Source organism: Kitasatospora sp. NBC_01560 (assembly GCF_045208415.1).
Classification (GTDB): domain Bacteria; phylum Actinomycetota; class Actinomycetes; order Streptomycetales; family Streptomycetaceae; genus Kitasatospora.
Genome location: NZ_CP109364.1, coordinates 1,319,981 through 1,342,959 on the forward strand (window position 1 = coordinate 1,319,981; position 22,979 = coordinate 1,342,959).

The following is a 22,979-nucleotide window of genomic DNA, read 5'->3' on the forward strand; positions in this document are numbered from 1 at the left end:
GGATCTGCAAGGGGTACAGGATTACGCCAAGGCCGCACCCATGTCCCCGTGGACACTCGGACGAGTGACCGCGAGACCACTTGTTCTCAGCGGCAAGCTGACCGGAGGATCAGAAGCCGTCGGGGTACCTGCTCGGCTCTCCCGTGGCCGGGTCGAGGCCGGCCCTCCACCTGTGCTCCTGCACCTGCCAGTGCACGAAGCCTGCCGACGGCTTCACCAGTAGCGGGCGCCCGATACTGAGCGGCCACCGCTCCCACGCGGTCGAATCCTCACCCAGCAGCCGGAGAAGGAACTCGGCCATGCCCAACGGGTGGACCGTGAACATCGGTCGGGTGTGACGGCCGATGACCAGCACCGGCCAGTCGTCAGGATCCTCGGTTGTGGTCAGCCAGCACAGCATGTCCGGGCCGGATGTCGTCCCCCACGCCAGGATGTGGTCAGGGCCGACATCGAGGGCAGCCCGGCCACCCTCCGTCTCGCAGGCGTAGCGAGCGTCTGCCGTCACGTCCGCCATCGACGCAACCAGGGTGCTGCCCACCGGCGCGGGGGCGAGGAGGTCCATCTCGTCGCTGACCGAGCCGCTACCGAACACCGCCGTGAAGGCCCGGTAGTCCTTGGGGAAGGTGGTACCCCAGCTCGTCCCGGCAGCCGCCCAATCCACGCGCTCGTCGGCGCCGTTCTCCGGCGACATGACCTGAGCAAGTCGCTCGATGCCAAGGTGCACGGCATTGCCCTCCGTCTCGTTCCGCAGTCGACCCAGCCGAGTCGAAGGACACTCATCCGTTCAGTTGGATCTTGGATGCACGTTGAACAGCAAGCTCAGGGCGAGCGGAACAGCTCGTCCAGGTGACGGGTCAGGATCGCCAGCGCGGCGTCGCCGGTGCGCTGGCCGCCCAGCACGCTCGAACCCAGGCCGTTGACCATGGCCAGCAGTCCGGCGGCGGTCACCTCCGGATCCCGGCCGGGGTCGACGTCACCGGTCTGCTGGGCGGCCCGGAGCTGCCGGGCGAGGAAGCCCTCCAGCAGATCCGGCTGGGCCGTGCCGTGCTTCGCCAGCACCTCGGGGTCGCTGAGCACCAGCGTGTAGTACGCGGCGTAGGTCCGGGTGATCCGGCGGCTCTCCGGATCGGTCGGCAGGACGCAGGACAGGACGGCCGTCACCGTGCCGCGCGGCGTGGGCGGGGAGCCCGCCGCGCCGATCCACTGCGCCATCCGGTCCTGGAGCTGGGCACCGAGCCTGGCCAGTGCGTCCAGCAGCAGCCCTTCCTTGCCCTCGAAGTAGTACTGCACCAGTCGCAGCGAGACGCCGGCCTCGGCGGCGCGAGCGAGCAGAGCGCCCCGATCCTCGACGGCCGGGCGTTCGCCGCCTGGCTCGACGAGCTCCTGGCCGCACTGGAGGTGACGGCCGCCCATCTCGTCGGCTGCTCCTACGGCGGCTGACTGGCGCTCAACCAGCAGCTCCACCACCCCGGCCGGACCGCCTCCCTCACCCTGGTGGACCCCGCCGGCCTCGCGGGCTTCGGCCCCCGGTTCTACGGCTGGCTGATCGCCGGCGCGCTCGCCGCCACCGCGCCGCGGCCACTGCGCCCCCGACTGGCCCGGCTGGTCGGCAACAGCGCCGTCCTGGAGACCGGACTGATGAGCCTGATGCGCGCGTCGACGGGTTTTCGCCGCGCGCTCCCGGTGCCGCCGGTGCTCTCCGACGAAGAGTTGCGCCGCCTGACCGTCCCCACGCTGTTCCTGCTCGGGGAACGCAGCGCCCTGCACGACGCGCGCGAAGTCGCCGACCGGCTCGGCAGAGTCGTGCCCGCGGCCCGGGTGGAGGTCGTCCCCGGCGCCGGCGCCGACCGCATCCTCCGGGCCGTCGAACGGTAGGGCCGGTGGCCGCCCCGGTCGCGGGCCCGTGCCGTCAGCGGCCCACCTCGCGGGCGCGGAAGTCCTCGACCGTCTCCCGGCGGATCAGCAGCCGGGCCCGGCCCCCGTGGACGGCGACCACGGCCGGGCGGCCGACCAGGTTGTAGCCCGAGGCCATCGAGAACTGGTAGGCGCCGGCGGCCGGGACGGCCAGCAGGTCACCGGCCCGCAGGTCGGCGGGCAGCCGGGCGTCCCGGACCAGCACGTCGCCGGCCTCGCAGTGCCGGCCGACCACGTCGATCCGGGCCGGCGGGGCGTCCGAGCACCGGCCGACCAGCCGCACGGTGTACGGCGCACCGTAGAGGGCGGGCCGCGGATTATCGCTCATGCCGCCGTCGACCGCGGCGAACACCCGGCCGTCGGCGGTGTGCTTCACCGACAGCACGCGGTAGACGGCGACGCCTGCCGGCCCGGCGACGGCCCGGCCCGGTTCGACCAGCAGCCGCGGGGTGCCGAGCCCGGCCTCGGCGCAGCGAGCAGCCAGCCGGGCCGTCACCCGGCCGGCGAAGCCCGCGAGGTCGAACTCGTCGTCCCCGGGCAGGTAGCGGATGCCGTGGCCGCCGCCGAGGTCCAGCTCGGGCAGCTCGACGCCGTGCCGGTCGCGCACCTCGGCGAAGAACCGCACCACCGCGTCCACGGCGGCGAGGTAGGGCTCGACCTCGGTGATCTGGGAGCCCAGGTGGCAATGCAGGCCCGCCAGTTCGAGGCCCGGCTGGGCCAGCACCCGGGCGACGGCGTCGGCGGCGTCACCGCCGTCGATCGGGAAGCCGAACTTCTGGCCGCCGACGCCCGTCCGCACCGCCTCGTGGTGACCGGCGGCGACCCCGGGGACCACCCGCACCAGCACCCGCTGCGGCGTGTCCGCCGCCACCAGCGCCGCCAGCCGGGGGATCTCGGCCGGCCCGTCGATGACGATCCGGCCGACCCGCAGCCGCCGGGCCAGGCGCAGCTCCTCCGGCGTCTTGGCGTTGCCGTGCAGCACGATCCGCTGCGCCGGGAAGCCCGCGGCGGCCGCCAGCCGGAGCTCGCCGGAGGAGCAGACGTCCAGGCCGAGGCCCTCCTCGGCGACCCAGTCCGCCATCGCGCTGCACAGGAACGCCTTGGCCGCGTAGAGCACTTCGGCGTGCGGGAGGGCCTTCCGGTAGGCCCGGGCGCGGGCCCGCACCTCGGCCTCGTCGAGGAGGTACAGCGGGGTGCCGAAGCGGTCGGCGGCCTCGGCGATGCCGACACCCCCGACCGTCAGCTCGCCGCCGGGGCCGGAGCGCGCCGAGGCCGGCCAGGGGCCGCCGACGGCGGTGGCGCCGGGGGCGGGCGCGCGGTGCGGTGCGCCGCCGGGCGCGGGAAGGACGGCGATCGGGGCGGTGGACGGCTTCGTCATGGCGTACTGCTCCTGCGGGGAGTCGAAGGGGCTTGCGGACGTGGCGCGACAGGCCTGCGCGGGCCTCGATCCTCAGTCGACGTAGCCCATGGCGGCCCGGCAGTGCGCCGCCCGCCCGCGCAGGTGCCGGCCACCGTCCGCAGACGGCCCGTCAGCGGGCTCCTCCTCACCCCGGTCCGGCCGGACCGCAGGGGTCGACGCACGCTCGGGGCGGCGCGGCAGGACGGCGCTGGGCCCGACCGTGCGCAGCGGCCGCGCGGCGGTCATGACGGCCTGGGTCTCACTCATGGGGGCGGATCCTTCCGGCGTGGGTGCGGGGCACCGGTCGGGCCCGCACCTCCAGTGGAGACCCGGTGCGCACCTCGTGCGGCCCTCCTTGACGCGTGGCCTACGCCGCGGCGGCCGTCCTTGACGGCTCCCTGACGCCCGCCGACCCGAACGGCCGGGCCCCCGCCCGCGCCGGGCCGCTTCGGTACCGGGCCCCCGCGGTGCCGGCCAATGCGGTACCGGGCAGTGCGGTGCCGGGCAGCGCGGTGCCGGCCAATGCGGTACCGGGCGGCGCAATGCCTGCTCAGGCGGCCGGGAGCTTCTGGCTGGCGACCAGCTGCCGGTACGGGACGCAGCGCGCCAGCAGTGCGGGGTGCTCCCCGGCGTCGACGACGTTGCCGTCGCTCATCATGATCACGTGGTGCGCGTGCTGCACCGTCGAGAGCCGGTGGGCGACGACGATGACGGCCCGCGTCGCGGCGAGGCGGTCCACGACCGCGCGGAACCGCTGCTCGTTCAGGCCGTCGAGCTGGCTGGTGGGCTCGTCGAGCAGCACGATGTCGGCGTCCGAGAGCAGGGCCCGGGCCAGGGCCATCCGCTGGCGCTGGCCGCCGGAGAGGTCGGACTCCCGGCCCAGCACGGTGTCGAGCCCCTGCGGGAGGCGGGCGATGTCCTCGGTGAGGCCGACGGCGGCGAGCGCGCCCGCCAGTTCGGCGTCGCTGGCCCCGCCCGCCCGGCCCAGCTGGAGGTTCTCCCGGGCAGTGGCCTCCAGCAGGGTGAACGCCTGGTCGACGTAGGCGATCCGGGCGCGCAGCGCGTCGAGCGGCCAGTGCCGGGTGTCGTGGCCGAGCACGGTGATCGCGCCGGACGAGGGCCGGACGAAGCGGTCGATGAGCGAGAGCGTGGTGCTCTTGCCCGCTCCCGACGGCCCGACGAGTGCGGTGAGCCCGGTCCGCGCGGTGGTGAAGGAGACGCCGCGCAGCGCGGGGTCGTCGGCGCCGCTGTGGGTGTAGGAGACGGCGTCGAAGGTGACCGACGGGGCGCCCGGCAGCGGGACGGGGGCGGTGCGGTCGCCGTCCTGCGGGTCGCTCTCGGGGACGAGCCGGAGCAGGTCGTTGCAGCGGTCGCGGGCCGCCAGGCCGGACTGCAGCCGGCCGAGGCCGGTGGCCAGGGTGTTGACGGAGGGGATGGTCTGCAGCAGGTAGAGCAGGAAGGCCGCGAACGTCGCCGCTGCGAGCTCCCCGGAGGCCAGTCGGACCCCGCCGGTCAGGATCACCGCGATCATCGCGAACTGGTTGCCCAGCGTGAGCACGGCGGGGATCAGGGCCCCGAGCCGTGCGCCCTCCAGCGAGACCACCCGCAGGCGCTCCGCGTCGGCCGCCAGCACCCGGGTGACGACCGGCTCCGCCCGGTAGGCCTTGATGGTGGTGAGGGCCTCCAGGTTCGCCGTGAAGCGCTGGGCGATCCGGCCGACGGCGTCCTGCTGGCCCGTCACGTTGGCCCGCATCCGGCGCAGGACCAGCGCGATGACGAGGGTCAGGGCGCTCAGCGAGACGACGGTGACCAGGGTGAGGACCCAGTCGATCCAGACCATCACGGCCAGCGTGGCGACCACGGTCAGCGCGGCGATGGGCAGTTGGGTGGCCACGTCGACGACCTGGCGCAGCAGCAGGGCGTCCGAGGTGATCCGGGCGGCCAGCTCCCCGGTGCCCTGGGTCCGGACGACGGCGAGCGGCAGGCGCAGCGCGTGTTCCATCAGCCGGATCCGCAGCCGGTAGGCCATCCGCTCGCCGATCCGCGCCAGCAGGAAGCCGCAGCCGGCCTGGGCGAGGGCGCTGCCCGCGGCCGCGGCGCACATCAGCGCGACGTCGGCGGCGAGCGGCAGGTGGTCGGAGAAGTCGATGACGACCTCGCGCAGCAGCAGCGGGAGCGCGATGGTGGCGGCGGTGGCGGCGAGGGCGAGGAGCAGGGCGGCGGCGAGCCGGCCGGGTTCGCGGGTGAGTTCGTGGCGGAGCCGGACCGGGCCCGCGGGGCGGGCGGTGCGCGGGTGGTGGTCGGCCACGGGGAACCTCTCTGCTGCGGGCGGCGGAAGGCTGGGTGGAGGGTGGGGCCCGGCGGCGGGCCGGCCGGGCGGCAGCGTGGAGCGCTGCTGCCCGGCCGGCTTCAGGTGGTCACCGACCGCCCCGGCAGGGGCGGTGCCGGGTACCGGTCAGAGACAGATCAGCGTGCTGACCGTGCTGGTGCCGCAGTTGAGCACGCTCAGCGAGCTGGTGCTGGCGAGGGTGTCGTCGATCGGGGCCGCCTCGGTCTCGGGCAGCTCCATGGTCTGGAGGTCGAGGATCGCCATGATGTTCTCCTTCGAGGTGGTGACGGGTGGAACCACCCGGCCGGGCGGCCGGGAGACTGGGGGGCGGCGCCGGTGGCTGCGCCGCGGGGGTGCCGCGGGTGGCGTCCAGGCCGACTCGCGGGGGGACTCGCGGGGGCGACTCCCGGCGGCGGGGTCAGCCGTCGGCGGCGGTCGGTGCCGCACCGGGTGCGCGGCCGGTCCAGGGCAGGAACGGGGTGCCGGCCAGGGCGGTGCCCAGGGCGAGCAGGACACCGGCGCTGCCGGTCGCGAGGTCCGTCGAGAGCCGCAACAGCTGGTCCCCGGGGAAGGCGAGGTGCCCGCGGTAGGAGATCTGGTGCAGCGCCAGCAGCCGGCGGTGCCGGTCGAGGACGGCCGCGGTCCGCTCCGGGGACTCCGCGGCCTGCGGGGGCTCCGCGGTCTGCGGGGGCTCCGCGGTCTGCGAGGTCGGCGGGGTCTGCGGGGTCTCCGTCGCCGGTGGGGTGTCCCCGGCCGGGCGGGTGGCGGACAGCAGCCCGACCAGCCCGGCGCGGCCGTTGAACAGCCCCGGCTGGATGACGAATTCGGGCTCGGCCGCGCGGCGGATCGGCTGCACGTGCGCGGCGGCCGCGCTCCCCGGGCGGTGCGCGAGCAGGGCGTCCAGCGCCAGCCCGATGCCGGCGCTGCCGGTCTCGATGTAGGGCAGGACGCGGCGGCCGTCGACCACCTGGAGCGTGCCGTCGGCGACGGTCGCGCAGCGGTCGAGGTCCAGCCGGAGCAGGGTCTCGGCCCGGTCGAGCAGGGCGGTCGCACCGGTCTGCTCGTACACCCGGACGAGGGCCAGTGCGACCCCGGAGGCTCCCGCGAGCAGCCCCACGCGGCGCTGGTGCCCGCCGGCCGCCGCCTGCTCCGTCGCGTCGGCGGCGGAGCCGACGAGGGTCAGCGCCTCCTTCAGCAGGGCCTCGTCCCCGGTCACGGCCGCGAAGTGCAGCAGGGCCAGGGCGGTGCCGGCGCTCCCGCTGCCCAGGGAGGGCCCGCGGTCCTCCTCGGTGGGCTCGGCCAGCCGTCGGAGCAGCAGCAGGGCCGTCTCCCGCTCGCCCAGCAGGTCGAGCACGTACGCCACGCCGTGGCCCCCGTGGTAGAGGCCGGGCCCGGGCGGGCGCCGGTGCACGGCGTCCACCAGCCACCGGACGTGGTCGGGGTCCGTCCCGGCGCCGGTGGCGTGCAGGGCGTAGAGGACGCCGGCCGCGCCGTGCGCCAGGCCCAGGCCGCCCTGGGTGAACTGGGCGACGTCGCCGGGGAAGAGGCGGTCGGCCCGGTCCGGGGTGGCCGTCGCGGCGATCCCCTCGGCGAGCGAGGCCCGGATCCGCGGCCAGTCGGCGTGCGGTGCGGCCAGCAGCCCGGTGAGCTCGCCGCGGCGCTGTCCGAGCACCGGCCGGGGGGTGCGCCCGTCGCCGGGGGCGGAGCCCAGCAGGCGGCGGATCTCGTCGGTGTAGCCGGGCGGCACCGGGAAGCGCCGTTCGACGGTGTCGGCGAGCTCGGCCGCCTTCCCCGGGTCCAGGGCGGGCAGCTGGGCCAGCGGGAGGAAGAGCCAGAGGCGGATCGCGGCGAGTCCGTACCGGTCGATCTGCGGTCCGGTGTACCCCGGCGGCGCGGTGAAGCCCATGGCGCCGAGCGCGGGGCGGAGGAAGTCCTCGACGGTGCTGGCGAGTTCGAAGTCGATGAAGCAGATGGAGCGGTCCGGCCGGATGATCACGTTACGCGGGTGGAGGTCGCCGAAGACGACGCCGCGGGCGTGCACCGCGTCGAGGGTGCGCTCGATCCGGTCGACGATGCCGACGGCCTCGCGGGTGTACCGGGCGACGGCGTGCTCGTCCGCGTCCGGGTGGATCAGCGGGTAGTGGGCGGTGAGCCACTGGCTGAGCGAGTCCCCCTCGACGAACTCCTGGACGAGGAAGCGGTGTTCCCAGGCCGTCAGCAGCTCGTGCAGGACGGGGACGCCGGGGACGCCGGCCAGCCGGGCGAGCATGTCGTGCTCCTGCTGGAGCCTGGTCACCGCGTCGACGCCGCGCTGGTCCAGGCCGGCGTGCGGCCTCGCCTCCTTCAGTACCACCTGCGGGCCGTCGGCCGTGGCGCGGGCCAGGTAGACGCCCCCGGCGTTGGAGAAGTGCAGGACCCGTTCCACGGTGTAGGGCAGCCCGGTGTCCTGCTGGGCGGCGCGGGCCGCCACCGCGGGTGCTATGCAGTCCGGCACCGGCGCCCAGGCGGGCACCGAGAATCCGGCTCCCCGGACGTCCGGGAGCAGCCGGCCCTCGCCGTCCTCCAGGGCCAGCACGCGGTCCCCCGCCGCGTTGCGGGTGTAGCGCTCGGCGAATCCCCCGTAGCGCAGGTAGAGCGGCCCCTCGCCCCAGCGCAGGTCGCTGAGGATGTACGGGCCGGGGCGGCCGGCGAGCCGGCGGCCGAGGCCGTCGAGACATCGCTCCAGCTCGGCGTCGTCCCGCGGGTAGAGGGTGCAGAACTTCCCGCTCGACCCGCGCGGGGCGTACTTAGAGTTCTGCACCTGGAGGATCGGCAGCCCCCGCAGGAACTTGAACGTCACTCCCTCGCGGAGGCAGTACTCGAAGACCTCCGCGAGGACGGCCTCGGCGTCCGCCGGCGTCGTGGAGACGTGGATCTTCCAGCCCTGGAGGGGCAGTTGCACACCCGTCGGACGTACGACGGCCCACATCTCCAGATCGCCGCGCTCCCACCCCTCGGGCAGCGGCCGGGCGACGGCGGCGAACTCCTCGGTGGCTCCCCATCGCCGGGGCGAGTCGTAGAAGACCGGGTCGGCGAAGGCGTAGGCCTCGTACTGGTTGTCCAACGGGACCCTCCTCGTGGCGGCTGTGCGCTGACAGGGCGGCATGGAGCCGACACCTGCCGTCGGCCGGGAATACGGGATCCGGCGCACTGTGCGGAGGGCGAGCCTCCGGAATTCGGTGCGACCATCCGAAGTATTCAGATATGCGGAGATGATTGACAACAGCGCACGAGAAGTAATTTCCCGGAAATATTCACGACGGAGCGCCGCCCCCCGCCCGGCGTGAGCCGCGGCGTGGAAAAGCGCCCCGCAGGTGCCCGCCGTGCGCCGGTCCGCACGCCGGGTCTCCGGGCCGCCCCCACCCGTCCGGCCGAACGCGCCACCCACCGGCCGACCGAGCCGAATCATGGCGCCGACCAGCGAAGTCACCACCCTCGGCGGCCGGCGCGAGGTGCGCCGCCGGGCGCTCCCCGCACCGCCGCCGCGGGCCGGCCGCACCCGCACCCCGGAATTCACCGTGCGTGCGACCGTCGCCCGTCTGTGCGACAGCCGCCGTGGATTAGCTCATATTGCCGAGTAATTCCACTGGCATTTCCCGGCCGACCCTTCCTTTCCCCGATCCCTCCCGCACCACGGGCCCCGGGCAGCAGAAAGGCGCCCTTCGCCGGCCGGTCCGAATCCGGTCGTCGGGCGCCTCACCGCTCACCGGCCCACGCCGGCCGGGGCTACTGCTCCACCTCCGCCGTGCTCCCCTCCGGCCGCCACAGTGGGTGCTCCCGCTCGGCCCACCGGCGGTCGACCCACCCCGTCCGCATCCCCAGCCGGGCCTCGGGATCCCGCACTGCCATCCGGACGTGCCCGGCGGTCACCACCGCGACGGCCGCGGCCAGCCAGTCGTGGACGAAGGTCGCACCCGTCCGCCAGGCCGGCGGCGCCAGGTGGGTGAGCCACATCAGCAGGCCCGTGCCGAGGAGCACCAGCATCGCGCCGAGCGTCCACTGCGCGTAGAGCTTCTGCCCGGCGTTGAACTTGCCCGCCGGGCGGTGCCTCGCCCGCGCCCACGTCGCCCGCAGCCAGGCCCGGTCCTCGGGGAAGAACCGGCTCAGCCCCGCCACGTCCGCCCGCACCGCCCGGAAGGCGAGCCCGAGCAGCAGCGGCGCCGGCAGCGCCAGGCCGCACCACACGTGCACGGTGACGACCAGCCGCCGGCGGCCGACCAGTTCGGCCAGCGGCGGCAGGTAGAGACAGGCGGCGGTGGCGAGGCAGGTCAGCATCAGGCCGGCGGTGACGCGGTGCACCCAGCGCTGGGCACGGCCGAAGCGGAGCAGCGTCTCAGGCGGTCGGCGCATCGTCACGTCCGTTCGACCGGCCGACCCAGGCGTCGGTGTCGTAGCCGTTCTGCTCCCAGTAGCCCGGCTGCACCGCGTCGGTGACGGTGATCCCGGACAGCCACTTGGCCGACTTGTAGAAGTACATCGGCGCCACGTACAGGCGGACCGGCCCGCCGTGGGAGTGCGAGATCGGGGCGTCCTGCAGCTTCAGCGCGACCACCACGTCCTCCCGGCGGGCCTGCTCCAGGGTGAGGCTCTCGGTGTACTCGCCGTCGAAGCAGCTGAACCGGACGGCGGCGGCGCCCGCGGTGACCCCGGCGGCGTCCAGCAGGTGGGCGAGCGGCACGCCCTCGAACGGCGTGGCCGGCACCCGCCAGCCGGTCACGCACTGCACGTCCCGCACGAGGCGGCGCTGCGGCATCCCCTGGAGGTCGGCCAGGCGGTACCGGCCGGGGCGCTCCACCAGGCCGTCCACCGTGAGCTCGTACGTGTCGGCGCCCCTGGTCGGCACCGAGGCGGCCACCGAGTAGTACCGGAAGCCCCCGCCGCCCGGCAGCAGACCGGTGAGCCCTGTCGGGTCCTTGCCGGCCACGGTGTCCTGCGCCCGCTGGAGGGAGGGGCCGACCGCCACGCCCGCGGCGCCGAGGCCGAGGAGGCCGAGCACCACCCGGCGGCCCACCGGGGTGCCGCGGGGGTTCTTCGCTGTTCTGTCCACGGCCCCGATTCGACCAGGCGCAACCGCCCCGCGGCCAGCCCCGGCGCGCAGCCGTCAGCCTTTCGTCATCTCCGGCCGCACCGGCGGCCCGCGGACCCGGTAGGCAGCCCGCGTGGCACCGGCCCGCGGGCGGCGGGCCCGCGCTCAGCGGTGGCACGCCGCCGCCACGACCACCAGCAGGAGCGCGACCACGGCCAACGGGAGGCAGCCGCACCCCGCGCCGCGTCTGCGGCCGACCTCGACATGACCGCCGGGAGGCGTGCCGGCATGCCGCCGCGCGTAGTGCCCGACCTGCTGCCGCTCCCCCTCCGACCGGCCGACCCACCCCGTCCGGTAGCCGCACTCACCGCACCAGTAGCGGAACACCACGCCGTCTCCTCGTGTCTCGCCGTGCGACGGGTCCGTAAGGGCAGCGATTGTGGCGTTGGTCATGCCCGGCGAACAGGCCAGGCCACCGGCCATACCTGACCGGGTGTCACGGGTAGGCTCGCCGCCGACCCTTACCGGCGAGTAGAGAGGCACATCGGTGGCAGAACAGCTCGGCACGCTGTTGCGCCGGCTGCGCGGCCAGGCGGGCCTGACCCAGGAGCAGGTGGCCGAACGGTCCGGAGTGAGCGTTCGCACGATCCGCCGGCTGGAGAGCGGCAGATCCACCGACCACCGGCTGGGCACGGTGAACCTGCTGGCCGACGCCCTCGGGATCGGCCAGGAGGAGCGCCGGCAGCTGGCCACCGCCCTCGCCACCTCGCGGAGCGGGGCGCCCGACGGGGCTGCCGACGGGGCCGCCGGACCGGCCGTGCCCGCGGCTCCGTCGCCCGCGCCTCCCTCCCCCGTGGTGCCCGCACCCGCCGCCGCCCCCGAAGCCGAAACCGTGCCGCCCGAACCTGCCGCGCCACCCGTGCCGCCCGAACCCGCCGCGCCACCCGCCGTGGCGGTCCCCGCGCCGCGGCCGGTGCCCGCCGTCCTGGCCGAGGCCGCGCAGGAGCTGGCGACGGAGGTCCGGCGCCGCTGGCGGCGCGAGGAGGCGCAGCGCCGCGTCCACGACCCGTTCCCGCTGCCCGTCCGGTGGCGACCCGCCCCCGCGGCCCTCACCGACCGCCCGGAGAACATCCAGCGGCTGGGGCCGGGCGCCGAGCCCCGCCCGGTGGACCTGAGCGGTGACCTGCGGAGCGTGGCGGAGCTCTACCGGCGGATCGGCTCCGGGCGGCTGGTGGTGCTCGGACAGGCCGGCTCCGGCAAGTCGATCCTCGCGATCAGGTTCCTCCTGGACCACCTGGAGGCGGCCCCGGCCGCCCCCGGGCGAGTGCCGGTCGTCGTCGGCCTCGGCTCCTGGGACCCGACGACCACCGCGCTGCGGGACTGGCTGATCGGCCGGCTGCTGCGCGACCACCCGCACCTGGCCCGCCGCGGCCCCCGGGGTTCGACGCTGGCCGCCGCGCTGGTCGACGCCGACCTGATCCTCCCGGTCCTCGACGGGTTCGACGAGATCGCGGAGGGCCTGCGGCGGGAGGCCCTCGACGTGCTCAACGCCACCTCGCTGCCGCTCGTCCTCACCAGCCGGCGGGCCGAGTTCGCCGAGGCCGTCCAGGAGGCACACGCCCCGCTGCTCTGGGCGGCCGGCATCGAGCTCACCGATCTCACCCCCGACGACCTGGCCGACTACCTGCCTCGCACCGCCCGAGCGGTCGCCGGCGGCGGGCGCACCGGCGCCGAGGGCGGCGACGGCAGTACGACCGACGGCGGTACGACCGACGGCGCTACGAACGACGGTGGGTGGGGCGCCGTCCTCAAGGAGCTGCGCGCCGGGGGGACGCCGGCCGCCGCGAACCTCGCCGCCGCGCTGACCACCCCGCTCATGGTCATCCTGGCGCGCACCGTCCACAGCGAGACGCCCGGCCGCGATCCCGCCGAACTGCTCGACTCCGCACGGTTCCCCACCACGAGGGCGATCGAGGAGCACCTGCTGTCGGGCTTCGTCCCCGCGGTCTACCGGCACCGCGCCGCCGAGCGGGACGCCGCCGGCCACCGGCCGCGCTCACCGGGGTGGGATCCCGAGCGGGCGCAGCACTGGCTCGGGCACCTCGCCCACCACCTGGTGCGGGCCGAGCACGACCGGCAGGACGTCGCCTGGTGGCAGCTCGGCGACTCGCTGCCGCGCTCCACCCGCGTCACGGCCGTCGTGGCGGCCACCGCCACGAGCGTCGCCCTGTCCGACTGGCTCGCCTGCCTGCTCGTCGGCCCGCTGATCGGCGCCCCGCTGGGGATCGGCGAGATCCTCCTCCAGGGGAGCCTCGTGGGCCCGGTCGCGGGCCTCGCCTTCGGCTCGGTGTACGCGATCCTGATCACGCTCGGCGGCGGGAAGGCCTTCGAACCGGCCCGCGCCCGGCTGCGGCTGCCCGGCACCCGCGGCAGCCTCGGCCGCCGGCCCGTCCGCACCTTCGTCACCCGGTTCGGGAACGGCCTGCTCGGAGGGGCCGTCATGGGCGTCGGGTACGCGTGCGCCCTCGCCCTGGAGCGCGCGGTCTGCACCGGGCCACCACTCACCGATCCGAAGGTGATCGAGGGCACCCTGATCAACATGCTCTGCTTCGGGCTGACGTTCGGATCGGCCGCCGGCCTGGTCTTCGGCCTCTCGGCCGCGCTGGAGGCACCCGTCGACGTGACCTCCGCGGCCACCCCGGCCGCCCTGCTCGCCTCGAACCGGGCGACGGTCGGGCGTCAGTTCCTCGTCCTGGCGCCGGCGCTCACCCTCGCCATCGCCGGCTGCGGGCGCCTCGTCGTCGACCTGTTCCAGGGCCTGCTCGGGCCGCTGAGCTGGGGGCTCGCCGACGGCCTCTTCATCGGCGCGGTCGGCGGGGCGGGCGGGACGGCCGCCTACCTCCTCGCCTTCACCGCCTGGGGGCAGTGGGTGGTGCTGTCCCGCGCCTGGTTGCCGCTGACCGGCCGGCTGCCCTGGCAGCCGGCCGCGTTCCTGGAGGACGCCTACCACCGCGGGGTGCTGCGGCAGACGGGCGCGGTCTACCAGTTCCGGCACGTGCGGCTGCAGCACCACCTCGGGCGCGCGTTCCGCCAGCGCCACACCGGCTTCGCCCCGGCCACCTTCCCGCCCGCACCACCGGGACCGCCCGGACCACCGGGACCGCCCGCACCACCGGCACCACCGGCCCCGACCGGAGCGACCGGGCCGTCCTGACCGGCCGGAGCCCGCGCGCCGGGTGACGGCCGGACGGGGCGACCGGGCGGGGTGGCCGGACGTCACCGGGCGGAGTGACCGGACGTCACCGGACGGCCGGTCATATGTGGCCGGTGCCGTGGCCTGTCCGACGGGCCGGGCGGGCAGCAGCATCGGAGGGACCCGGCCGGCGCGGCGGACACGCCGTCGGCCACCGCGGCACACCGGCGGGCGCAGCGCGCCGCCGGGACCACCCTCAGCCCAAGGAGTCCGATGAAGCCCCTCCGCCTGACCGCTGCCGGCGCAGCGCTGGCCCTCGCCGTCCTGGCCGGCGCCGGCGCCGGCCCCGCGCACGCCGACACCCCGACCGCGGCCGGCCTCCTCCAGGCCGGCGCGCAGCAGGGGGTCGCCGACGGCTACCCCGGGGTGATCGGCCTGGTCCGCCGGGGCGGCACGACCCAGTACGTGCACGCGGGCGTCGGCAACCTGGCCACCCGGGCGCCCGCCGACCCGGCCGCGACGTTCCGGATCGGCAGCAACACCAAGGCGTTCACCGCCACCGTGCTGCTCCAGCTGGAGGGCGAGCAGCGCCTGTCGCTCGACGACAGCGTCGCCAAGTGGCTCCCCGGCGCCGTGAACGCGAACGGTTACGACGGCGCGCGGATCACGATCCGTCAGCTCCTCAACCACACTTCCGACCTGCCCGACTACGCCAAGGACGCCGGGTTCTCGCTGGGCTACGCGCTGAATCTCCAGCCCGACCGGGCCTGGGCGCCGCAGACCCTGGTCGACCTCGGCCTCGCGCAGCGCAGGCCCACCGGGGCGCCGGGGCAGAAGTGGAGCTACTCCAACACCAACTACGTCCTCGCGGGGATGGTGATCAAGGCCGTCACGGGGAACGACACGGCGACCGAGGTCAGGGCCCGGATCATCGAACCGCTCGGCCTGCACGACACCACCTTCCCCACCACCGACCCGTCGCTCTCGGGCAACTACCTGCACGGGTACGAGTACCCGGTGATCGGCATCGGCATCAGGGACGTCAGCACGTCCGACGTCCAGGCCTTCGGGCCCGCCGGGGCGATCGTGTCGACCCTCGACGACCTCACCGCCTTCTCCCGGGCCCTGGTGACCGGGCGTCTCCTGGCACCGGCGCAGCAGGCCGAGCTGAAGACCACCGTCCCCGTGACGGCCGACGGCACCGTGGGCTACGGCCTGGGCATCCTCCACGTGCAGCTGCCGTGCGGCCAGTGGGCCTGGAGCCACAACGGCGCCGTGCTGGGCTACTTCAGCGACTGGTACACGAGCGACGACGGCAGCCGGCAGGTCGCGCGCGCCAACAACGAGTTCCACCTGCTCGCCGGGACGAAGGGCCAGCAGGACACCGGCCGGGCGACGGCCGACGCCTACTGCGCGCTGTAGCCCCGCCACCCCGGGCACGGTTCCCACGCGCAGCCCTGCCGTGCCGCGACCGCCACCACCGAGAGGACCGCCGATGATCCCGCTCCTGCCCACCTGGCGCCGCCACGCGAAGGCGGCCGTCGTCGCCGCCGCAATGGCCGTGACCGTCCTGCTCACCCCCCTGCCCGCGCACGCGGACGACACCGCCCCGCCGCCCTTCACCAACGGGTCCGGGCTGACCCTGGTCGGCCGCCCCGAGGTGCATTCGAGCACCGACTTCACGCTCACCGTGGCCACCGGCCAGCTGTCCGGCACCCACCGGATCCGGATCCTGCTCCCCCGCGACTACGCCGCCGACCCCGGCAGGCGGTGGCCGGTGGCCTACTTCCTGCACGGCGGGGCCGGCACCGTGGACGACGCCGCGGCGGCCCCCGCCCTGCACTCGGACGCGATGATCACCGTCGTCCCGGACGGCGGCCTGAAGGGCTGGTACGCCGACTGGCTGATGCAGAACACCGCCCTCGGCGCGGCCAACTGGCAGACCTTCCACACCCGGCAGGTCGTCCCGTTCATCGACGCCAACCTGCGCACCGTCGCCGACCGGGCCCACCGCGCCGTCGTCGGCCTGTCGATGGGCGGCTACGGCGCGCTGCACTACGCCGAGTACCGCCCCGACCTGTTCGGCCACGTCGCCTCCCTGTCCGGCGGCATCGACTTCGGCATGGCGGAGATCCGCGCGACGGTCGTGGCCACCGAGCTCAACCTGCCGGGCGCGTGGTGCGCCGTGAGCACCTCCGGCACCGGCCACTGCACCGGCTACGGGACGTACGTCGACAGCGACGCGATCTTCGGCTCGCCGTACCCGGTGTTCAACGCCGACCACGTCTGGAACGAGCTGAACCCCGCCGCCGCCGGCAACCTGGCCAAGCTGTCCGGGACGGCGGTCGACCTCTACACCGGCGACCAGGGCCCGATCGACCACTTCACCGCGATGGCCACCCGGACCGTCCGGGACCGGCTCGACCGGCTCGGGATCCCCAGCCGCTTCGTCGACTACGGCGACGGATCGAGCCTGTCGCCCACCTGCGACGGCGGGCACAACTACGGCTGCTGGGCGCCCGCGCTCGCCGACTACGTCCCGCGCCTCGCGGCCGCGTTCGGCGCGGCGGGCTGAGCACCCGCAGACCGGGCGGGCCCGGGCCGGCGGCCCACCCACCGCCGGTCCGGGCCCGCCCGCCGGAACGCCCAGGCCCACGAAGCCCACGCACACGCCCACGACAGGTACGCCCACGACAGGTACGCACCCGGCCCTCGCTCCGCCGGTGTGCGGTTCCGGACCACTGGAGGACGAGCATGACCGGGCAGGACGACCGAGTGAACGGCCGGACGGAAGGCGGCGGGGACGGCGGCGGGCCCGGCAGGGACGACGCGGACCGGTTCCTGCCGATGATCGACGAGGCCGCGGCCCGCGGCCGGCTGGGCGGGCGCCGCGCCGTGTACCAGGGCGCCCGGTCGCAGGCCGGCTCCCTCGGCTGCGCCGTGGCGGGCGTCGTGGTCCTCGGCGGCCTCGGGCTCGTCCTCGCCATGACCGAGGCGGCGGTGCTGGCCGTCATCCCGTTCGGGCTCCTGCTGGTCGTCCCGTTCAGCATCCGGCACGAGCGGGCGACGTCGCGGAAGAACGGCGGCCTGCGGCTCGACCTCTTCGAGCACGGCCTCACCACCGTGGTGCAGGGCTCCGTCCGCACCGTCCGCTACGAGAGCACCGCCGTCCTGCAGCACGTCGTCCGGCACACGGGAGCCGCCGGCCACACCGCGTACGAGTACACGCTCACCGACACCGAGGGTGCGAAGCTCGTGCTGAGGGGGCGGGTGGACACGTTCGGGCAGGTCGCCCAGAAGGGCAGGATCGACTCGCCCCAGGAGTGGGGGCCGGCCATCCAGCAGGCGGTGACCCGCGCCCAGCTCCCCGGCGCCGCGGCCACGATGGCCTCGGGCGGGCGCCTCGACTTCGGCCCGCTGTGGATGACCCGGGACGAGGTCGGGTCCGCGCGGGGGGCGGTGCCCTGGGAGGAGGTCGAGGAGATCAGGGCGGCGAACGGCATCGTCCGGATCAAGGCCTCCGGAAGGGGCCGCGGACCGGGCGACACCGCGGTGAGCAGGATCCCCAACCTCAGCCTGTTCCTCACCGTCGCCGAACGCCGGCGGGTGCTCGGGCGCCGCGCCGCCTCCTGACCGCCCCGGCCCGGGTGCCCCGGCGCACAACGGCGCACCGGGGCACCCGGGCAGCAGCGGACCACCGGCAACGCCCCGGCGGGCGTCACCCGGAGCTCAGCGGAGCTCAGCGGAGATCAGCGGGACATCAACGCCCCTGGAGGGACTTGACGTTGTCGCCGAAGCTCCAGCCCTTCGAACCGTCCCAGTTGACCGACCACGTCATGAGCCCCTTCAGCGAGCCGCCGAAGGCGCCCCACGACTGGCTCACCAGGCTCGGCGCCATGTAGCCGCCGCCCGCACCGGGCTGGGCCGGCAGGCCGGGCACCTGCTTGTCGTACGGCACCTTGATCGTGGTGCCCTGGATGACCAGGCCGTTGTTCAGGCAGGTGGTCTGCGCGGTGAAGCCCTGGACGGTGCCGGCCTGGTAGGAGTCGCCGGAGCAGCCGTACATGCTGCCGTTGTAGTACTGCATGTTCAGCCACCAGAGCCGGCCGTTGTCGACGTACTTCTTGATGATCGGCAGGTAGGAACCCCAGATCGACCCGTAGGTGACGCTGCCGCCGGTGACGTAGGCGGTCTCGGGGGCCATGGTGAGGCCGAAGCCGGCCGGCATCTGGGCGAGGACGCCGTCGATGATGCGAATCAGGTTGGACTGGGAGGCGGACAACGTGTTGATGTTGCCGCTCCCGGACAGGCCGGTCTCGATGTCGATGTCGATGCCGTCGAAGTTGTACTTCTTGAGGATCGGGACGACGGTCGCCACGAACTTGTCGGCGACGGTGCTGGAGCTCAGGTCGATGCCCGCGGCGGCGCCGCCGATCGACATCAGGAGCGTCGCCCCGGCCGCCTTGGCCTGGCACATCTCGGCGGGCGTCGAGACCTTGACGCCGGCGTCCATGCCGTCCTGCCACAGGACGGTGCCGTCCGAGAGGATCACCGGGAAGGCGGCGTTGATGACGTTGTAGCCGTGGGCGGCGATCCGGCTGTCCGTGATCGGCACCCAGCCCATGCCGGGGTGGACGCCGTTCGCGGCGCCGTCCCAGTTCTCCCAGTACCCCTGCAGCACCTTGCCCGACGGCTTGGGCTTCGTGGCGCAGGTGTCGCCCGGCGGGGTGGTGGGCGGCGTCGTCGGCGGGGTCGTCGGCGGCGTCGTCGGCGGGGTCGTCGGCGGGGTCGTCGGCGGGGTCGTCGGCGGCGTGGTGGGCGGGGTGGTGGGCGGCGTCGTCGGTGGCGTGGTGGTCGGCGTGGGGCTGCTGCCGCCGGGGCCGGTGAGCGACACGTCGTCCGCGTAGAACGCGGGCTGCCCGTACCAGCCGTGCACGTAGACGGTCACCGAGGTGGTGGTCGCCCCGGTGGTGAAGCCGACGCTGAGCTGGCTGTACGACGCGCTGTTCGGCGTCCAGGTGGACGGGGCGCTGGTGATGCCGGTACCGGTGGCGCCCAGGTAGACGTAGCTGCCCTGGACGTAGGCGCTCAGCGTGTACTGGGAGTTGGGCTGCACGCTGATGGTCTGGCTGCACTGGGCCGTGTCCTGGCCGGTCGGCGTGGCTTTGAGCGCGGCGGTGCCGGCGTGGACCGGGCTGCCGACGACCGCGCCGGAGCCGCCGGAACACGTCCAGTCGGAGAGCCCGCTCTCGAACCCGGGGTTGGCCACCAGGTTGGTGACGGCGGCTCCGGCCGTGACGGTGCCGGCCACGGCGAGGCCGGCCCCGATGACGGCGACGGCGCTCACCGCGGCGAGGGAGCGGCGCACGACGGTCGGCCCGTGCTCGGTGCGGCCGGTCCGGTGCATCTGCAATGCGCGTTCCACCGCCGCCCGTTGGGGGCGCACAGCACGGAGCGGCTCGCTGCCCGCCCCGTCGACGTCGGGGCGGCCGGGGGCCGGGCTGGGGCGGAAATCGCCCGAAGGACGTGGAGAGCGCGACCTTCGACGGAACATGTGGTGCTCCCTTCCCGCCGAGCGTCATGGACATGACCGACGCGTGGGGGCGTGACGACGCCCGGCTCTGGGTGAGGTGGGGACATGTGGGGCTGTGCCGAACCGGATCGTAGGAGGGGCGGCAAGGCGCGTCAATAGGTCTGGACCAATCGCCAGGGATTCGAACTGCCCGGGCACAGGCCGCCAATGGGCCCGCCGCCCTGCTCACGATCGCGATGGTGATCCACACGATCGGCGAACTCTGCCACTGCGCCGCCGGTTTCGAGGTGTCCTTCTCGCTCGCCCCGCAGCACGCCACCGGTCAGTACCTCGGCGTGCTCGGCCTCGGCACCGGACTGGCCGAAGCCTTCGGCCCGGCGCTGCTCATCTCCCTCTGCATCACCTGGGGCCCCCGGGTGGTACGGACACTGTTGGCGAATCCGGTCCGGTCGTCGTCCGGGAGGCCCAGGTCCGTCCGTGGCGGGGTTCCTACGATTCGGTCCAGCGAATCGGGTGACCGGATGGATCTGTGGTGAGCCAGGATCCGTCTCCAAGGGGTTGGATGTCGTACGGGTTCTCCGAGTGGGCGTCGAACTCCGCTTGGACCTGGCCCGAGGGCACATCGACACGGTAGTGGCGGAACCACTCCAGCTCGTCCTCGGTTTCGCCGGTGAGGGTGACGATGATGGTGTCCTGGGTCAGGTAGCCGCCGCTCCATTCCACGTAGATCTCGTCCGGGTCGTGTCCGAAGGCGTCGACGGAGAGGGCAAACGTCACCTCGCCGTCGGGGTAGGTGTGGATGGCAATGTCGCCCTGCTCGTGGTGAACGGTCATGAACTGGCGCCCATCGGGCGACAGGGCAATGAGGCACCGGTCGTCCCAGGGGTAGCTGATGAGCTCCATTCGAGCCCCGGTAAGCGACGCACGGTAGATCATCGAACCGTCCTGCCCTTCACCCACATCGAGAAGGACTTGATCGCTCGCCGGGTGCAGCAGGTGCTGGCCACCGTGCCCGACAGTCTGCAGATCCTCCTGCGCGATGACCGCTCCGGTCCCGGCGTCCAGGGCGGCCCACTGGTCGGGTCGGTCACGCCCTGCCATAACGTCAGGCCGGTAGACCCACAACACGCGTCCGTCCAACGACAGCGTGCAGCTGGGCCGGTGTCCGCGTGGCTGCTCTGACTGCGGTTCGAACAGTGACCGCCAGACCTCGGCCCCTTCTACTGACACGCAGACGACTGCATTGAGGGTCGCGTAGTAGGCGAGCTGAAGGCCATCGGAAACTGCGTGGTCAACGACGTCGTCGTCAGGAGCCGGCCGGAAGAACATGACGGGCGACAGCACGCCACTGGCATCGGAAGCCAGGTCGTAGGCACAGATGCGTCCGTCGACGAGCCGTGTGATGAACCGCAGGGGGCAGGGGGATTGAGCCATGCCCCGGAGGTTAGCGCCCAAGCAATTGTCCGCTGCTGGCGCCCTGGCAGGGCCAGCCTGTGAAGCCACGAGCTTGGCGAGCAGTGCTCCTACCCGCGGGTAGGGTACTTGATCTGCTGCGACGCGCAACGACGGCCTACGAGGATTGCTCTCGAAGGCCGTCGTCTTGTCGCTGGGGGTAGACGTGTCGATGCGTGCGGGTCAGCCGGGCGAGATTCCGTCGGAGACGGCGCGGGTGGCACGGGCGGCGTTCCCGAAAGGAAGCCTGGCCATGCGGCTGCGCGACGAGCTGGGGGAACTGTTCACCGATGAGGACTACGCGGGTCTCTACCCCGCGCGGGGGAAGCCGGCTTGGTCGCCCGCGCGGCTCGCGGTGGTGTCGGTGCTGCAGTTCGCGGAAGGGCTGTCGGATCGGCAGACTGCGGATGCGGTGCGCGGGCGCGTCGACTGGAAGTACCTCCTGGGATTGGAGCTGACGGACCCGGGCTTCGACTACTCGGTCCTCAGCGAGTTCCGGGACCGGCTGATCACCGGAGACGTCGGTATGCAGTTGCTCGACCGGATCCTTCAGGCCGCCGACCGGCGAGGACTCCTGAAGACGGGAGGGCGGGCCAGGACGGACTCGACCATCGTTCTGGCGGCGACCCGGAAGATGAGTGGCTTGGTGCGGCTGGGCGAGACGCTGCGGGCCGCGCTGAACATGGTCGCCGCGGTGGACCCGACATGGCTGGCCGTTCAGATCCGGCCGGAGTGGTTCGACCGATACGCGATCCGCTTTGAGGACATCCGGCTGCCAACGGCCCAGACTAGGAGACCGAGCTGATCGAACAGATCGGCACCGACGGGATGGACTTCCTGCGTGCAGTGACCGGCCCGCAGGCCCCGCCCCTCCTGCGCCTGCTGCCCGCCGTTCAGACCCTTCGGGCGATGTGGATCCAGGAGTACGTCGTCATGGACGGCGTGGTCCGCCGCCGCGACATCAAGGACCGTCCGCCGGGCGCCAAGCGCCTGGTCAGCCCCTACGACACCGATGCCCGCGGCAGCGTGAAGCGCGGCACCTTCTGGGACGGCTACAAGGTCCACCTCACCGAGACCTGCGAGCCGGACGCGCCCAACTTGATCACCCACGTGGCCACCGCCGACTCCACGGTCCAGGACGTGGCGCTCGTGCGGCCGATCCACGCGCACCTCGCCGAGCGGGACTGGCTACCAGCTGTGCACCTCCTCGACTCCGGTTACACCACCGCCGGGGAAGTGGTCACGGCCCACGAACAGCACGGGATCGAACTCATCGGCCCCGTGCTTGGCTCCACCAGCTGGCAGACCAGGGCCGGCGAGGGCTACACCCAGGACGATTTCATGATCGACTGGACGAACCAGCAGGTCACCTGCCCCAACGGCAAGACCAGCAATTCCTGGGCCCCCGGTCGATCACAACAGGACGCCCCCGTCATCCGCGCCCGATTCTCGATCCACGACTGCCGCCCCTGCACCGCCAAGGCGCATTGCACCCGCGCGGAGACAAGCCACGGACGAAGGATCACCCTGCGCCCCAGGCCGAGCATGAGGTCATCCGACAAGCGCAGACCCGGGAAGCAAGCTCCGAGTGGAAGGAGCAGTACGCCCACCGCGCCGGCGTGGAAGGGACCATCGCCCAGGGCGTCCGCTCCTTCGACCTGCGCCGATGTCGCCATCTCGGCCTCGCCAAAGCCCGGCTCCAGCATCAGCTCACTGCCACCGCGATGAACCTGCACCGCATTGACGCCTGGCTGATCGGCACACCACGGGCCCGCACCCGCACGTCTCACTTCGCCGCTCTCCGGCATGCGGAGTAGCTCGTCAGGATTCGCCAACGGTGTCTGGTACGTCTCGGGGCCCTGTTCGCCCTGACCGGCCTGGCCGCACCGCCCGCGGTCCGCGGTCCGCCGGGCACTGCGCCGGCAGCAAGCCCGCCGGGCCCACCCACAGGTCGCGCCACAATACGTCGGAGGAAGCTCGGCCCCCCGGCCCCCCTGGCCGCCGCCGGCCCGGCACCGGCACCGGCACCGGTCGGCGTTCCGCGGACGGTCGACGTTCCGGGGGCATGACGTCGTGCGCCGGCCCGGCGGACGC

General features: G+C 74.0%; 18 protein-coding genes and 1 pseudogene. 7 read left to right on the forward strand and 12 right to left on the reverse strand.

The window, feature by feature from the left end; genetic code table 11:
* Positions 1 to 109 precede the first annotated feature (109 nt).
* Positions 110 to 724, reverse strand: a complete 615-nt coding sequence (locus OH807_RS05705; protein ID WP_406194679.1) for an SMI1/KNR4 family protein — start codon at positions 722 to 724, stop codon at positions 110 to 112.
* Between the two features lie 95 nt (positions 725 to 819).
* Positions 820 to 1,413: a TetR/AcrR family transcriptional regulator gene (locus tag OH807_RS05710; RefSeq protein WP_406194681.1), complete on the reverse strand. Its 594-nt coding sequence runs from the start codon at positions 1,411 to 1,413 to the stop codon at positions 820 to 822.
* Between the two features lie 81 nt (positions 1,414 to 1,494).
* On the opposite strand from OH807_RS05710, the gene OH807_RS05715 reads away from it, so the two are divergent.
* Positions 1,495 to 1,875: an alpha/beta fold hydrolase gene (locus OH807_RS05715; protein ID WP_406194683.1), complete on the forward strand. Its 381-nt coding sequence runs from the start codon at positions 1,495 to 1,497 to the stop codon at positions 1,873 to 1,875.
* A 34-nt stretch (positions 1,876 to 1,909) separates the two neighbouring features.
* Here the strand turns inward: OH807_RS05715 and lysA are convergent, their stop codons facing one another.
* From lysA to OH807_RS05755, 8 genes are all read right to left on the reverse strand, one after another.
* Complete coding sequence (lysA, locus tag OH807_RS05720; RefSeq protein WP_406194686.1) at positions 1,910 to 3,292, reverse strand: diaminopimelate decarboxylase; 1,383 nt, start codon at positions 3,290 to 3,292, stop codon at positions 1,910 to 1,912.
* A gap of 72 nt (positions 3,293 to 3,364) precedes the next feature.
* Positions 3,365 to 3,580 (reverse strand): hypothetical protein, encoded by a 216-nt coding sequence (locus OH807_RS05725; protein WP_406194688.1) that lies wholly within the window; start codon positions 3,578 to 3,580, stop codon positions 3,365 to 3,367.
* 283 nt (positions 3,581 to 3,863) lie between these two features.
* The gene (locus OH807_RS05730; RefSeq protein WP_406194691.1) at positions 3,864 to 5,621 is read right to left on the reverse strand and encodes an ABC transporter ATP-binding protein; all 1,758 of its coding nucleotides are present in this window, start codon (positions 5,619 to 5,621) and stop codon (positions 3,864 to 3,866) included.
* Positions 5,622 to 5,768: 147 nt separating this feature from the next.
* Positions 5,769 to 5,906 (reverse strand): SapB/AmfS family lanthipeptide, encoded by a 138-nt coding sequence (locus tag OH807_RS05735; protein WP_107452462.1) that lies wholly within the window; start codon positions 5,904 to 5,906, stop codon positions 5,769 to 5,771.
* A 154-nt stretch (positions 5,907 to 6,060) separates the two neighbouring features.
* Positions 6,061 to 8,745, reverse strand: coding sequence for a class III lanthionine synthetase LanKC (gene lanKC, locus OH807_RS05740; RefSeq protein WP_406194696.1), 2,685 nt, complete (start codon positions 8,743 to 8,745; stop codon positions 6,061 to 6,063).
* Between the two features lie 662 nt (positions 8,746 to 9,407).
* Positions 9,408 to 10,031: a cytochrome b/b6 domain-containing protein gene (locus tag OH807_RS05745; RefSeq protein WP_406194699.1), complete on the reverse strand. Its 624-nt coding sequence runs from the start codon at positions 10,029 to 10,031 to the stop codon at positions 9,408 to 9,410.
* Positions 10,015 to 10,728 carry a molybdopterin-dependent oxidoreductase gene (locus OH807_RS05750; protein WP_406194701.1) on the reverse strand — a complete coding sequence of 238 codons (714 nt, stop codon included), beginning with the start codon at positions 10,726 to 10,728 and terminating at the stop codon, positions 10,015 to 10,017. The genes OH807_RS05745 and OH807_RS05750 overlap by 17 nt, the downstream gene beginning before the upstream one ends.
* 144 nt (positions 10,729 to 10,872) lie before the next feature.
* Positions 10,873 to 11,097: a hypothetical protein gene (locus tag OH807_RS05755; protein ID WP_406194703.1), complete on the reverse strand. Its 225-nt coding sequence runs from the start codon at positions 11,095 to 11,097 to the stop codon at positions 10,873 to 10,875.
* A gap of 157 nt (positions 11,098 to 11,254) precedes the next feature.
* Between OH807_RS05755 and OH807_RS05760 the strand changes: the two genes are divergently transcribed.
* From OH807_RS05760 to OH807_RS05775, 4 genes are all read left to right on the forward strand, one after another.
* Positions 11,255 to 13,921, forward strand: a complete 2,667-nt coding sequence (locus OH807_RS05760) for a helix-turn-helix domain-containing protein (protein ID WP_406194705.1) — start codon at positions 11,255 to 11,257, stop codon at positions 13,919 to 13,921.
* A 252-nt stretch (positions 13,922 to 14,173) separates the two neighbouring features.
* On the forward strand, positions 14,174 to 15,322 hold the full coding sequence (locus OH807_RS05765; protein WP_406194708.1) for a serine hydrolase domain-containing protein: 1,149 nt from the start codon (positions 14,174 to 14,176) through the stop codon (positions 15,320 to 15,322).
* Between the two features lie 73 nt (positions 15,323 to 15,395).
* Positions 15,396 to 16,475 carry an alpha/beta hydrolase gene (locus OH807_RS05770; RefSeq protein ID WP_406194710.1) on the forward strand — a complete coding sequence of 360 codons (1,080 nt, stop codon included), beginning with the start codon at positions 15,396 to 15,398 and terminating at the stop codon, positions 16,473 to 16,475.
* Positions 16,476 to 16,654: 179 nt separating this feature from the next.
* Entirely contained in the window at positions 16,655 to 17,533 is an 879-nt protein-coding gene (locus tag OH807_RS05775) for a DUF6585 family protein (RefSeq protein ID WP_406194713.1), read from the forward strand.
* 127 nt (positions 17,534 to 17,660) lie between these two features.
* Here the strand turns inward: OH807_RS05775 and OH807_RS05780 are convergent, their stop codons facing one another.
* Positions 17,661 to 19,307, reverse strand: a complete 1,647-nt coding sequence (locus OH807_RS05780) for a carbohydrate binding domain-containing protein (RefSeq protein WP_406210730.1) — start codon at positions 19,305 to 19,307, stop codon at positions 17,661 to 17,663.
* A gap of 365 nt (positions 19,308 to 19,672) precedes the next feature.
* Here OH807_RS05780 and OH807_RS05785 point away from each other — a divergent pair, with 365 nt between their 5' ends.
* Positions 19,673 to 19,969 carry a hypothetical protein gene (locus tag OH807_RS05785; RefSeq protein ID WP_406194715.1) on the forward strand — a complete coding sequence of 99 codons (297 nt, stop codon included), beginning with the start codon at positions 19,673 to 19,675 and terminating at the stop codon, positions 19,967 to 19,969.
* On the opposite strand, the gene OH807_RS05790 is transcribed toward OH807_RS05785, so the two are convergent.
* Positions 19,923 to 20,867, reverse strand: a complete 945-nt coding sequence (locus OH807_RS05790; protein ID WP_406194718.1) for a hypothetical protein — start codon at positions 20,865 to 20,867, stop codon at positions 19,923 to 19,925. The genes OH807_RS05785 and OH807_RS05790 overlap by 47 nt on opposite strands.
* Before the next feature lie 184 nt (positions 20,868 to 21,051).
* Between OH807_RS05790 and OH807_RS05795 the strand changes: the two are divergent.
* Positions 21,052 to 22,702 (forward strand): annotated as a pseudogene (locus OH807_RS05795) (IS1182 family transposase).
* Positions 22,703 to 22,979 lie beyond the last annotated feature (277 nt).